The 12,847-nt window shown below is 71.6% G+C and carries 12 protein-coding genes; 10 read left to right on the top strand and 2 right to left on the bottom strand.

The features are described from left to right. The first annotated feature begins 10 nt into the window (after positions 1 to 10). From KBX63_RS17595 to KBX63_RS17605, 3 genes are all read left to right on the top strand, one after another. Positions 11 to 2,386, top strand: coding sequence for a ComEC/Rec2 family competence protein (locus KBX63_RS17595; RefSeq protein ID WP_210912427.1), 2,376 nt, complete (start codon positions 11 to 13; stop codon positions 2,384 to 2,386). A gap of 181 nt (positions 2,387 to 2,567) precedes the next feature. Then, entirely contained in the window at positions 2,568 to 3,548 is a 981-nt protein-coding gene (gene holA / locus KBX63_RS17600; RefSeq protein ID WP_210912428.1) for a DNA polymerase III subunit delta, read from the top strand. Continuing rightward, the gene (locus tag KBX63_RS17605) at positions 3,545 to 3,967 is read left to right on the top strand and encodes a hypothetical protein (protein ID WP_210912320.1); all 423 of its coding nucleotides are present in this window, start codon (positions 3,545 to 3,547) and stop codon (positions 3,965 to 3,967) included. The genes holA and KBX63_RS17605 overlap by 4 nt, the downstream gene beginning before the upstream one ends. 87 nt (positions 3,968 to 4,054) lie before the next feature. Here KBX63_RS17605 and rpsT read toward each other — a convergent pair whose 3' ends face one another. Next, positions 4,055 to 4,321, bottom strand: a complete 267-nt coding sequence (gene rpsT / locus KBX63_RS17610) for a 30S ribosomal protein S20 (RefSeq protein WP_210912321.1) — start codon at positions 4,319 to 4,321, stop codon at positions 4,055 to 4,057. Positions 4,322 to 4,504: 183 nt separating this feature from the next. Beyond that, on the bottom strand, positions 4,505 to 5,554 hold the full coding sequence (locus KBX63_RS17615) for a phosphotransferase (RefSeq protein ID WP_210912322.1): 1,050 nt from the start codon (positions 5,552 to 5,554) through the stop codon (positions 4,505 to 4,507). Between KBX63_RS17615 and KBX63_RS17620 the strand changes: the two genes are divergently transcribed. The 7 genes from KBX63_RS17620 (at position 5,553) to KBX63_RS17650 (ending at position 12,804) form a co-directional block, all read left to right on the top strand. Then, a complete protein-coding gene (locus KBX63_RS17620) occupies positions 5,553 to 6,089 on the top strand; it encodes a DUF4240 domain-containing protein (protein WP_210912323.1) in 537 nt (178 codons plus the stop codon). The genes KBX63_RS17615 and KBX63_RS17620 overlap by 2 nt on opposite strands. 122 nt (positions 6,090 to 6,211) lie before the next feature. After that, a complete protein-coding gene (gene lepA, locus KBX63_RS17625) occupies positions 6,212 to 8,089 on the top strand; it encodes a translation elongation factor 4 (RefSeq protein ID WP_210912324.1) in 1,878 nt (625 codons plus the stop codon). A 550-nt stretch (positions 8,090 to 8,639) separates the two neighbouring features. Beyond that, complete coding sequence (locus KBX63_RS17630; protein WP_210912325.1) at positions 8,640 to 8,924, top strand: GlsB/YeaQ/YmgE family stress response membrane protein; 285 nt, start codon at positions 8,640 to 8,642, stop codon at positions 8,922 to 8,924. Between the two features lie 275 nt (positions 8,925 to 9,199). Then, positions 9,200 to 9,484, top strand: coding sequence for a GlsB/YeaQ/YmgE family stress response membrane protein (locus KBX63_RS17635; RefSeq protein WP_210912326.1), 285 nt, complete (start codon positions 9,200 to 9,202; stop codon positions 9,482 to 9,484). Between the two features lie 223 nt (positions 9,485 to 9,707). After that, on the top strand, positions 9,708 to 10,994 hold the full coding sequence (locus KBX63_RS17640; protein ID WP_210912327.1) for a sugar ABC transporter substrate-binding protein: 1,287 nt from the start codon (positions 9,708 to 9,710) through the stop codon (positions 10,992 to 10,994). Next, entirely contained in the window at positions 10,991 to 11,977 is a 987-nt protein-coding gene (locus KBX63_RS17645; RefSeq protein ID WP_210912328.1) for a carbohydrate ABC transporter permease, read from the top strand. Before KBX63_RS17640 ends, KBX63_RS17645 begins: the two co-directional genes overlap by 4 nt. Then, positions 11,974 to 12,804, top strand: coding sequence for a carbohydrate ABC transporter permease (locus tag KBX63_RS17650; protein WP_210912329.1), 831 nt, complete (start codon positions 11,974 to 11,976; stop codon positions 12,802 to 12,804). The genes KBX63_RS17645 and KBX63_RS17650 overlap by 4 nt, the downstream gene beginning before the upstream one ends. Positions 12,805 to 12,847: the final 43 nt, after the last annotated feature.

Consider the following 12,847-nt stretch of genomic DNA (forward strand, 5'->3'; position numbering starts at 1 on the left):
GCCGGGCGGCCTGAACGCCGGCCAGGCGCAGACCCGGCCGCCGGACCTGCGGCTGGCCGGGTTGGCTGTGGCCGCCTGGCTCACCGCGCTCGCCGGTCTGCACGTCGGTGCCCGACCGCTCCTGCTGCTTGCTGGCGCGGCGGCAATCCTGACGGCGTGCGGCGCCCTGCACCTGGCCGGGCGCCTCGGTCGTCCGCGGGCCGCCGTCCACCGCTACGGCTGGATCGCCGTCGCGGTGGGTCTCGGCGTCGTCTGCGGTGGTGCGGCCACCGCCGCGCAGCTCGTCGTCCGGGACGCGCCGCCGATCCGTGCTCTGGCTGAGCGGCGTGCTCCGGTCACCGCCGACCTGATCGTCCGGGACGACCCGCGCCCGATCCGGTCCGCCGGGCGTCCCGGCATGCTGCTGGTGCCGACCGAGCTGGTCCGGCTCACCGGCCCGGACGACCGGCGGGTCCGGGCGTCCGTGCGACTGCTGATCCTCGCCACCGACCCGGCCTGGCGCGGGCTGCTGCCCGGGCAGCGAATCACCGCCGAGGGTCGGCTCGGCGTCCCGCGCGGCGGCGATCTCACCGCGGCGGTGCTCAGCACCACCGGCCCGCCCGAGCGGCACGGCGTCTCGTCCTGGGCGCAGCGCGCCGCCGGGACGCTACGAGCCGGCCTGCAACGGGCCTGCGCACCGCTCCCTGACGAGCCGGGTGGCCTGCTGCCCGGGCTGGTGGTGGGTGACACCAGCCGGCTGCCGCCCGCCGTCGAGGAGGACTTCCAGGCCACCGGCATGACCCACCTCAACGCCGTCTCCGGTTCCAACGTGGCGATCGTGGTGGGCGCGGTGCTGCTGTTGGCCCGGTGGGCGCGCGCCGGCCCGTGGCTCGCCGCCGGCCTCTGCGGGGTGGCGTTGGTGGGCTTCGTCATCCTGGTCCGCCCCTCGCCGAGCGTGGTGCGCGCCGCCACCATGGGTGCGATCGGGCTCGCCGCGCTCGCCGCCGGCCGCCCCCGCGCGGCGCTGCCCGCGCTGGCCGCCGCCGTCACCGTTCTGGTGCTGGCCGACCCGGAGCTGGCCGGCGATGCGGGGTTCGCGCTCTCCGTGCTGGCCACCGGTGGTCTGCTGCTGCTCGCGCCCCGCTGGCGGGACGGGCTGCGCCGGCGGGGCGTCCCGGCCGGGCTGGCCGAGGCACTGGCCGTGCCGGCGGCCGCGCAACTGGCCTGTGGGCCGGTCGTCGCCGGCATCTCCGGCACGGTCAGCCTGGTGGCGGTGCCGGCCAACCTGCTGGCGGTGCCGGCCATCGCGCCAGCGACCGTGCTGGGCGTGGTGGCGGCCACGATGTCGCCGCTCTGGCCGGCCGGTTCGGAGTTCGTGGCGTGGCTGGCGAGCTGGCCGGCCTGGTGGCTGGTGGTCATCGCCCGCCAGGGCGCCCGACTGCCGGCCGGCACCCTGCCGTGGCCGGGCGGGGTGTGGGGTGCCCTGCTGCTGGCCGGGCTGACCGTGGCGCTGCTGGTCGCCGTACGCCGGCCGCTGGTGCGCCGGCTGGTGGCGGTGGTCGCCGTCGCGGCGCTGCTGGGCTCCCTTCCGGTCCGACTGGTGGCCACCGGCTGGCCGCCGTCCGGCTGGGTGGTGGTGGCCTGCGCGGTGGGTCAGGGCGACGCCGTGGTGCTGCCGGTCGCCCCGGGCCGGGCGGTGGTGGTCGACGCTGGGCCGGAGCCGGCGGCGGTGGACGGCTGCCTGCGCCGGCTCGGCGTCCGGGAGGTGCCGCTGCTGGTGGTCAGCCACTTCCACGCCGACCACGTGGGCGGGGTGGCCGGGGTGTTCCGGGGGCGCCGGGTGGGCGCCGTGCTGACCCCTCCATCGACGGATCCGGAGGGCGGCCGGGAGCTGGTCCGGGCGGCGGCGACCGCCGGGCGGGCCGTGCTGCTGACCACCGTCGCCGGTGCGCGCCATCCGGTCGGCCGGGTCGACCTGCTCGTGCTCGGCCCGCCGTACCCGCTGGCCGGGACCAGGTCCGACCCGAACAACAACTCACTGGTGCTGCTCGCCACGGTGGCCGGGGTGCGGATCCTGCTGCCCGGCGACGCGGAGACCGAGGAGCAGCACGCGGTGCTGACGCGGGCCGCGCCGGGGCAGCTGCGCGCGGACGTGTTGAAGGTCGCCCACCACGGCTCGGCGTACCAGGACCCGGGTTTCCTCGACGCGGTTCGGCCGGCCGTCGCGCTGGTGCCGGTAGGCACCGGCAACACCTACGGGCACCCGAATCCGGGGCTGCTCGCCCGGCTGAGCAGGGGCGGTGCCCGGGTCCTGCGGACCGACACCGACGGCGACCTGGCCGCGATCCGGGCCGGGACGGGCCTCGCGGTGGCCCGCCGAGGGGTGCCGCCGGGACAACGATCCTGAGCCGAGCGGGGGAGGAGGCCGGCGCGACTCAGGGTGGAAATTGCGGCATCAGCCGAGGAAACAGAGGCGTATTGCGGATTATGGCGTGGATTGAGGTGAATGTCGGGATTTGCACTGACTGCGGGCTGTGCCGACTGAGCGGAGAATGACCAGGCACGATCCCGCCGTGGGCCGTGCGAATATGGGCGGCGTGACCCCCGCCAGCCTCGCCCCCATTCTGCTCGTCCTCGGTGATGAGGAGTTGCTCGCCACGCGAGCGGTGACCGAAGCTGTCGCTAAGGTCCGCAGCGTCGACCCCGAGGTGGACGTCCGCGAGTACCAGGCCAGCGCGCTCACCGTCGGCGAGATCGCCGAGATGCTCAGCCCGTCGCTGTTCGGCGGGCGACGGCTGCTCATCCTGCGCGCCGGCCAGGACGCCCGCAAGGACCTGGTCACCGCGCTGCTGGCGTACGCGAAGAACCCCGACCCGGAGGTCCAGCTGCTCGTGCTGCACCTGGGCGGCGCCAAGGGCAAGGCCTTCGCCGACGGGCTGCGGGCGGCGGGCGCGACGGTGATCCCGGCGGCCAAGCTCAAGGGGCACCGCGATCGGGTGACCTTCGTCCGCGACGAGATCCGCCGGGCCGGCGGCAGGTGCACCGACGACGCCGCCGAGGCACTGATCGCGGCGGTCGGCAACGACCTGCGCGAGCTGGCCGCCGCCTGCTCGCAACTGATCGCCGACACCGACGGCCGGATCGGCGCCGACACGGTGGCCCGCTACTACCGGGGCCGGGTCGAGGTGAGCGGCTTCACGGTGGCGGACGCCACCATGGTCGGGGACGTGCCGGCCGCGCTGGAGGCGCTGCGCTGGGCCCTGCACGTCGGGGTCGACCCGGTGCCCATCGCCGACGCCCTGGCCGACGGGGTGCGCACGGTGGCCCGGGTGGCGTCGGCCGGGCGGGGCAACCCGTACCAGCTCGCGAGCAGCCTCGGCATGCCGGCCTGGAAGATCGAGCGGGCGCAGCGGCAGGGGCGCGGCTGGACGCCTGAGGGGCTGGTCCGGGCCATGCAGGTCGCCGCCGAATGCAACGCGGCCGTCAAGGGTGGTTCGGACGACCGGGCGTACGCCCTGGAACGCGCTGTCTTCTCGGTCGCGGCGGCCCGGCAGGGCAGCACCCGGTGACGGGGCCGAACCGTACGGCGTGGGCCACCATCCCCGCCGATGAGGAGCGTTATCGGCCGCTCTACGCCCGGCTCCTCGGCCTGCGGTTCGTCAACCCCGGCGGGGTGCTCTGCTTCCTCTTCTTCGAGGGCACGGTCGCGCTGGCCGTGCTGCTCGCCCTCGCCGAACTGGTCACCTGGTGGGCCGTGCTGGTGCTGCCCGCCGTGGTGGCGGCGATGGTGAAGCTCAACGACATGGTGGCCGCGATCGTGGTGCGTTCCGCCGCGCTCGTGCCTGAGCAGGAACGGGACCGCTTCCGCCGGCAGATGGAGCCGGTGGTCGGCCGGGCCCGGGTGGAGTGGCTGTCGCACACCGTTCCCGGCGTGGTGGTCAACGCCGATCCGGTGCCACCCAACCGCCGCACCGACCCGTCAGACTGACCGGGGGCGGGGAGGTGCCTGCGGGGGGACACACGGAAGCCCCGGACCTGGGTCCGGGGCTTTCCGAATCAGTCTGACGGCGAGTCGTCAGGCGGAGAGCGACACCACGCGCTTGGCGATCGCGGACTTGCGGTTCGCGGCCTGGTTGGAGTGGATCACGCCCTTGCTGACAGCCTTGTCCAGCTTGCGCGAGGCCTCCTGCATCAGCGCGGCGGCCTTCTCGACGTCACCGGCCTCAGCAGCCTCGTTGAACTTCCGGACGGCGGTCTTCAGCGACGACTTGACCGACTTGTTGCGCAGCCGGGCCTTCTCGTTCTGCCGGTTGCGCTTGATCTGGGACTTGATGTTCGCCACGCGACAGCCTCGTCTTGATAGCTCGGGTTGGTCAGCTTAGGTGCGCGGGATGACGAACATGCGTCATCGCTGCGCGAAGAGCCAGGTTACCAGGTCGCCCGGGACGAGCCAAAACGGCTCGTGCTCGCGCGGCCGAACGCGCCGCTGATCCGGCCCGTCAGGACCAGATTACGCCCCCGCCGGTCATCGCCAGCACTGGCGGTGGGCGAGCCAGTCGAGCGCCTGCTCGCCACTCCACCGCTGGTGTGCGGGCAGATGTGGCGAGGCCGTCACCGGGGCCGCGGCGGCGCCGGTGAGGAAGTAGCCGGCCAGCGCGGCCAGGGTGGCGTCCAGCGCGTCCGGGGGCGCGCCCGCGGCCACCGGGTGCGCCGCGAAGATCCGGTCCGCGTCCAGGCCGCTGGCGTACGCGGTGAGCAGCAGGCCGGCCAGGTCGAACCAGGCCGGCCCGTGACAGACCCAGGTCCAGTCGCAGAACCAGGCCCGGCCGTCCGCGTCGATGAGCACGTTGTCCACCCGCAGGTCACCGTGGGTCAGGCCGGTCGCCCCGGCGGCGTACCGGGGGAGGCGGGACTCCAGCGCCACCAGCTCGGGCAGCCGGTCCCGCACGGGCTCGGGCAGCGCCGGCGGTGGCTCCCGGCCGGCCGCGACCTCCTCCCACCAGAGGATGTCCGACCGGGCCAGGTCGGCCAGGTGCGGCAGGCCGAGCGCGCTCAGCCCGGCCGGCGGGTCGGCCAGCGCGGCGGCGACCTGGGCGTACCCGGCGAGCGTGGCGTCCAACTCGGCCGGCGCCCAGGGCAGCCGCGGGGTGTGGCCGTCGACGGCGTCGCTGCAGAGCACGAACCAGCCGGCCTCGTACAGGGTCCACCGGGGGCGGGGCGCCGGCAGGCCGACCGGCAGCCGGTCGAGGATCGCGGCCTCCCGGGCGTACGAGTCGACCAGGCGCGGTTGCTCGACGGCGGACGCGGCCTTGACGAAGGCCCGGCCGCCGTCGGCGGTGCCGAGCACGGCGGCGAAGCCCCGGGTGAAGCCCGCGCCGGCCACCCGGGCGGTGACCACCGGCGCGCCGAGCCGGTCGGCGATCGCGGCCCGCAGCGCCGCCGGCAGCGCCGGCCACGACGGGCGCAGCGCGCTCGCGTGGTACGGCACCGGAGGCAGCGGCGTCGGGGACACCCCACCATGCTGCCCCGGGGTACGTGCACAGTGCGCGGCGACACTGCCAGACTGCCAAACCATGAGGACCGAGGACTTCTGGCAGCTGATCGACGAGGCCCGGGCGGGCGGCGGGGGAGAGCCGGGCCCGGTGGCCGCGCGCGCCGTGGCGCTGCTCGCCGAGCGCGACCCAGAGGACATCGTCGGGTACGCCCGGCACCAGACGCGGGTGCTGGCCGCCTCGCACAAGGCGGATCTGTGGGGAGCGGCGTACCTGATCAACGGCGGCGCGTCGGCGGACGGCTTCGAGCATTTCCGGGGCTGGCTGATGACCCAGGGTCGTGCGGTCTTCGCCCGCGCGGTCGCCGATCCGGACTCGCTGGCCGAGCTGCCCCAGGTGCGGGCCGCCTCGCTCAGCGGGGAGGAGTTCTCCGCCGAGCAGATGCTGGCGGTGCCCTGGGACGCGTACCGCAGGGCCACCGCGTCGGAACTGCCGGCGGACCGGGAGCCGGTGCGCGCGCCGGACCTCAACGACTTCTGGGACTTCGACGACGAGGAGGAGGCCCGCCGACGGCTGCCGCGCCTGGCCGCGCTCTTCGTGGAGCCGCCGATGGAGTGACGGGCGCGGGCGCGCCGGCCGATCCATCGCCCGCGCAGCGGGGGCACCCCGGCGGCGTGGGATCATAGAAGGGGTCGGCGTCGCGCCGGCCCGCTCACGTCAGCCGATCAGAACGGACCGCTGTGCCACCGACGCCCGATTCCGCCCGGAACGCTCCCGGTGCCACCGACCCGGCAGTCATCCGGAACTTCGGCATCATCGCCCACATCGACCACGGGAAGTCGACCCTGGCCGACCGGATGCTGCAGCTCACCGGTGTGGTCGACCCCCGGCAGATGCGCGCCCAGTACCTGGACCGGATGGACATCGAGCGCGAGCGCGGCATCACCATCAAGAGCCAGGCCGTCCGGATGCCGTGGACCATCCGCGAGGGTGAGCGGGCCGGTGAGCACGCGGTGCTCAACATGATCGACACCCCGGGGCACGTCGACTTCACCTACGAGGTGTCCCGGTCGCTGGCCGCGTGCGAGGGGGCCGTGCTGCTGGTCGACGCCGCGCAGGGCATCGAGGCGCAGACGCTGGCGAACCTCTACCTGGCGCTCGAGAACGACCTGCGCATCATCCCGGTGCTCAACAAGATCGACCTGCCGGCCGCCCAGCCGGAGAAGTACGCCGAGGAGCTGGCCCACCTGATCGGCGGCGACCCCGCCGACTGCATCCGGGTCTCCGGCAAGACCGGCGAGGGCGTCCCGTACCTGCTCGACGAGATCGTCCGGCAGTTCATCCCGCCGACCGGCGAGGCCGAGGCGCCCGCCCGGGCGATGATCTTCGACTCGGTGTACGACGTCTACCGCGGCGTGGTCACGTACGTCCGGGTCATCGACGGCCGGATCAGCGCCCGCGACCGGATCAAGATGATGTCCACCGGGGCGGTGCACGAGCTGCTGGAGATCGGTGTCATCTCACCGGAGATGGTGAAGGCCGAGGCGCTCGGCGTCGGCGAGGTGGGCTACCTCATCACCGGCGTGAAGGACGTCCGGCAGTCCCGGGTCGGTGACACGGTCACCATCAACAGCCGGCCGGCGGCCGAGGCGTTGGGTGGCTACAAGGACCCGAAGCCGATGGTCTACTCCGGCCTCTACCCGATCGACGGGTCCGACTACCCCAACCTCCGCGAGGCACTGGACAAGCTCAAGCTCAACGACGCCGCGCTGGACTACGAGCCGGAGACCTCCGGCGCGCTCGGCTTCGGTTTCCGCTGCGGCTTCCTCGGCCTGCTCCACCTGGAGATCATTCGGGAGCGGCTGGAGCGCGAGTACAACCTCGACCTGATCTCCACCGCGCCGAACGTGGTCTACCGGGCGATCACGGACGACGGCGAGGAGATCGTCGTCACCAACCCCAGCGAGTACCCGACCGGCAAGATCGCCGAAGTGTACGAGCCGGTGGTCCGGGCCACCGTGCTGACGCCCAACGACTACGTGGGCGCGGTGATGGAGCTCTGCCAGGGTCGGCGGGGCAGCCTGCTCGGCATGGACTACCTCTCCGCCGACCGGGTGGAGCTGCGCTACACGCTGCCCCTCGCAGAGATCATCTACGACTTCTTCGACCAGTTGAAGAGCCGGACCAAGGGCTACGCCTCGCTGGACTACGAGCCCACCGACGAGCAGGCGTCCGACCTGGTGAAGGTGGACATCCTGCTGCACGGCGAGCCGGTGGACGCGTTCAGCGCCATCGTGCACAAGGACAAGGCGTACAACTATGGCGTCACCATCGCCGCCAAGCTGCGCACCCTGATCCCGCGCCAGCAGTTCGAGGTGCCGATCCAGGCGGCCATCGGCAGCCGGGTCATCGCCCGGGAGACCATCCGGGCGATCCGCAAGGACGTGCTCGCCAAGTGCTACGGCGGTGACATCAGCCGTAAGCGCAAGCTGCTGGAGAAGCAGAAGGAAGGCAAGAAGCGGATGAAGATGGTCGGTCGGGTCGAGGTGCCGCAGGAGGCCTTCATCGCCGCCCTCTCCTCCGACTCCGGCGACGGCAAGGCCGCTGGCAAGAAGTGACACCGCGGCGGTGCGCCGGCGCTGACTGACGAACACGGCCGGTGCCCCGGCCGGGCCGGTCGCGAAGACCGATCGCCCGACGGGGCGCCGGCCGTCGCCGTACCCCGGCGGCAGTCCCCGTGTCGCGGACCGCGACCCGTCCGTCGCCGTGGCCCGGTCGGACGCCGGTGCCGGCCGTCCCTGGTGGCGGCGATGCTCGCCGTGGCCCCGGGGGCTGCGGACGGTCCCGGCTGGCGTCGTGTTCCCGGCCGTGCGACCGGCGCTCGCCGTGCACCCGCGGCCGGCCGGGCGATGTGCCGACCCGCCCGGAGCGCTGGTGTGCAGCGGCGGGCGAAGAAATTTTTCAGGTCGCACCGGTGGCGGGTAACCGGACGACAGGGCCTGCGACCTGTGTGGACGCGCCCAGCACCAATCGACGCAGCCGTTGTGCATTGACGTCCACCGTTGGCCTTGTACGTGAGTCGGTTTGGATTTTCGGTGGGTCGGGAACTCAGCGGCCACGACAGGAAGCACACATCGTGTGTCAGACATTCTTTGAAGGAGGGCGACCGTGGAGCTCACCCTGTGGGGCATCATCACTGCGCTTGTTGTTGGTCTCATCGTCGGCGCACTGGGCCGCCTGGTCGTCCCGGGCCGGCAGAACATGCCGATGTGGCTGCACATGCTGATCGGTGTCGGCGCGGCGCTGCTGGGCACCGTGCTGGCGCGGGCGATCGGCATCGCGACCGAGACCAACGGGATCGACTGGGGCGAGCTGCTGGTGCAGGTCGTCGTGGCCGCGATCGCGGTCGCGCTGGTGGCGGGCGTGGGTCGCCGCCGCAGCGTCACCCGATAACACCCAGCATCACAGCACACCGCGACACGTCCGAAGGGCGCCCGACCGACAAGGTCGGGCGCCCTTCGCGTCCACCCGGAAGAGCGTCGCGCCCCTCGACAACGCAAGATCGGCGATGTTGCGAGGGCACGCGGAGAAGCGCGTCGCGTGGAACGTGCCTGCTGGTGATCGTCTGATGGGCAAAGTCGGTTTGGATTTCGGGTGGGTCGGGAACTTAGCGGTCACGACAGGAAACACACACCGTGTGTCAGGCATTCTTTCGAAGGAGGGCGACCGTGGAACTCACCGTGTGGGGCATCATCACTGCGATCGTTGTCGGTCTCATCGTCGGGGCACTGGGCCGCCTGGTCGTCCCGGGCCGACAGAACATGCCGATCTGGCTGCACCTGCTGATCGGTGTCGGCGCGGCCCTGCTGGGCACCGTGCTGGCGCGGGCGATCGGCATCGCGACCGAGACCAGCGGCATCGACTGGGGTGAGCTGCTGGTGCAGGTCGTCCTGGCGGCCATCGCGGTCGCGCTGGTGGCCGGCGTGGGTCGCCGCCGCAGCGTCACCCGATAACAACCCGGCATCGTCGCACCACTGGAAAGAGCGCCCGGCCCTCGGTCGGGCGCTCTTTCGTGCGGGAGTGCCCGACTTCGGCCCGATGCCACAGCGCCTTTCGGCGGCCCCCTGCGGTACGGTCGCCACGCTTCAGCCGGCACGCCCACTGTCGTAAAGGAATTCTTCGTACTAGGGTGCGGCGGAGAAGGTTAGTTCCAGGCGGCGCGAGGGGAGAAGTGGCGTGAACAGGTGGAAGCGGCTGGCCCCGGTCACCGCCGTAGTGGCCTCGGCCGCGATGGTGCTGACCGGCTGCGGCGGGTCCGACGAGAAGGCGGCCGACGACAGCAAGCTCACGGTCTGGATGATGGGTGAGGGCGGCGACGCCCAGAACAAGTTCCTCGACGGCGTCGAGACCGAGTTCAAGCAGAAGCACCCCGACACGGACGTGGTGGTGCAGTACATCCCGTGGCTCGAGGCGCCCAAGAAGTTCCAGGCCGCGCTCGCCGGCGGTGAGGGACCGGACATCACCGAGCTGGGCAACACCGAGACCCAGGGCTGGGCCGCGCAGGAGGCGCTCGCTGACGTGAGCGGCCGGATGGGTGGCTGGGCCGACAGCAAGGACATCCTGCCCGACCTGGTGAAGAACGCGCAGCTCGACGGCAAGCAGTACGGCGTGCCCTGGTACGCGGGCGTGCGCGCCATCTACTACCGCACCGACTGGTTCGCCGAGGCGGGCGTCAAGCCGCCGACGACCTGGGAAGAGCTGGTCAGCGTGGCCAAGACCGTGCAGGCCAAGAAGCCGGGCACGTACGGCATCGCGCTGCCGGGCAACTCCGAGCTGCCCTTCTACTCCTTCCTCTGGGGCGCCGGCGGCGAGATCGCCACCAACGAGGGCGGCACCTGGAAGTCCGGCTACACCACGCCCGAGGCACAGAAGGCGGTCAAGTTCTGGACCGACCTGGTGACCGTGCACAAGGTGGCCCCGCCGGCCGCGGCGGGCTGGAACGAGATCGACGCGCGCACCCAGTTCGCCACCGGCAAGGCCGCGATGGCGTTCGCCGGCAGCTGGCAGCAGGGCGCCATCAAGAAGGACAACCCCGAGATCGAGAAGGTCTGGGGTACGTTCCCGATCCCCGGCCCAGACGGCAAGGCGGCCCCTGGTTTCGCCGGCGGCTCGGACGTGGCGGTCTGGAAGGACAGCGAGCGCCAGGACCTGGCGTGGGACTACCTGACCGTGCTGCTGAACAAGAAGAACTCGCAGACCTTCGCCAGCAGCCTCGGGTTCTTCCCGGTCTACCAGGACCTGGTGGCCGGTGGCACGTACGCCAATGACAAGGTCATGGCGTCGTTCGCCACCACCATGCAGAACACCAAGCTCACGCCGCTCACCCCGAAGTGGGTCGAGGTCAGCCGGAACAAGACGGTGACCCAGGCGATGAACAGCTCGGTCATGAAGGGTCAGAAGACGGTCGAGAAGGCTACCGCCGACGCGGCCGCGGAGATGGAAGGCATTCTGAACAGCAAGTGAGCTTACTGACCGAAGCGCCGGAGGCGTCCGCCGCGCGGGAGAACCCCGCGCGGCGGCGTCGCCGAGTGGATCGCCTGCCCTACCTGCTGCTGCTGCCCGCTCTGGTGATCATCGGAGTGCTGCTGCTCTGGCCACTCGGCCAGGTCGTGACGATGTCCTTCTACCGGCTGAACAGCGTCCGGCAGCTACGCGGCGACCGGGAGTGGCCGTGGGTGGGGCTCGGCAACTACACCCAGATCCTCTCGGATCCGTTCTTCCTGACCGTGCTGCGCAACACGGTTCTCTTCGCCGTGGCCAACGTGCTGTTGACGATGATCCTCGGCACCCTGGTGGGCCTGCTGCTCAACCGGCTCGGCCGCAAGATGGCGACCTTCGTGGCGAGCTGCGTGATGCTCGCCTGGGCCACCCCGGCGCTGACCGGCACCATCGTCTGGAAGTGGATCTTCGACGACACCAGCGGGCTGGTCACCTGGCTGTTCAACGCGCTGCCGGACCGGCTGTCCACCAGCCTCTTCGGACACAGTGACTGGACCGGCTACGGCTGGTTCAACTCGCCGCTGCTGTTCTTCTCGATCCTGACGCTGGTGGTGGTCTGGCACTCGTTCCCGTTCATCGCGGTCAGCGTGCTGGCCGGGCTGAAGAGCGTGCCGAGCGAACTGCACGAGGCGGCCCGGGTGGACGGCGCCGGCCCCTGGCGGGCGTTCTGGAAGATTACCTTCCCGCTGCTGCGCCCGGTCTTCGGCATCCTGATCGTGCTCTCCACCATCTGGGACTTCAAGGTCTTCACCCAGCAGTTCGTGCTGGCCGGCGGCACCCAGGACCGGCCGACGTTCATGCTCTCCATCTACTCCTACGCGGAGGCGTTCTCGCCGCCGCCGAAGTACGGCCTCGGTGCGGCCATCGCGGTGATCCTCACGCTGATCCTGCTCGTGGTCACCGGCTTCTACGTACGGATGGTGCTCAGGCAGGAGGACGAGTCGTGAAGAAGATCGCCCTCAACGGCGCTGGGCTGCTGGTCGCGCTCTTCGCGGCGTTCCCCGTCTACTGGATGATCTCCACCTCGCTGAAGCCGAGCAAGGAGATCTTCTCGTCCACCCCGCAGCCGGTGCCGACCCACCCGACGCTGGCGCACTACCGGGAGATCCTGACCGGCAACCTGATCCCCGGCGTGAGCTTCGCCGACTTCTTCCTCAACAGCGCGCTGGTCGCGGTCGCGACGGTGGTGCTCAGCGGCCTGGTCGCGCTGCTCGCCGCGACCGCGGTGGCCCGGTTCCGGTTCCGGCTGCGGACCAGCTTCCTGATCATGCTGCTGATCGTGCAGATGATTCCGCTGGAGGCCCTGGTCATCCCGCTGTTCCTGATGATCCAACGGCTCGGGCTCTACAACACCCTGCCCAGCCTGATCCTCACGTACCTCGGCTTCTCGCTGCCGTTCGCGGTCTGGATGCTGCGCGGTTTCGTCGCCGCGGTGCCCAAGGAACTGGAGGAGGCGGCGGCCATCGACGGAGCCAGCCGGGCCCAGATCTTCCGCCGGATCCTGTTCCCACTGGTCGCGCCCGGCCTGGTGGCCACCAGCATCTTCTCCTTCATCACCGCGTGGAACGAGCTGATCTTCGCGTTGACGTTCATCAACGACCAGAATCGCTACACCCTGCCGGTGGCGATGACCTTCTTCTTCGGCCGGGACGACACCAACTGGGGCCCGGTGATGGCCGCCTCCACCCTGTTCACCCTGCCGGCCATCATCTTCTTCCTGCTGGTGCAGCGGCGGATGGTCTCCGGCCTGGTCGCCGGCGCCGTCAAGGGCTGACCCGCGCCCGGCCGAGGGCTGGCCCGGCTCTGCCCCGCCACTA

Source organism: Micromonospora sp. U21, from assembly GCF_018070045.1.
Classification (GTDB): Bacteria; Actinomycetota; Actinomycetes; order Mycobacteriales; family Micromonosporaceae; genus Micromonospora.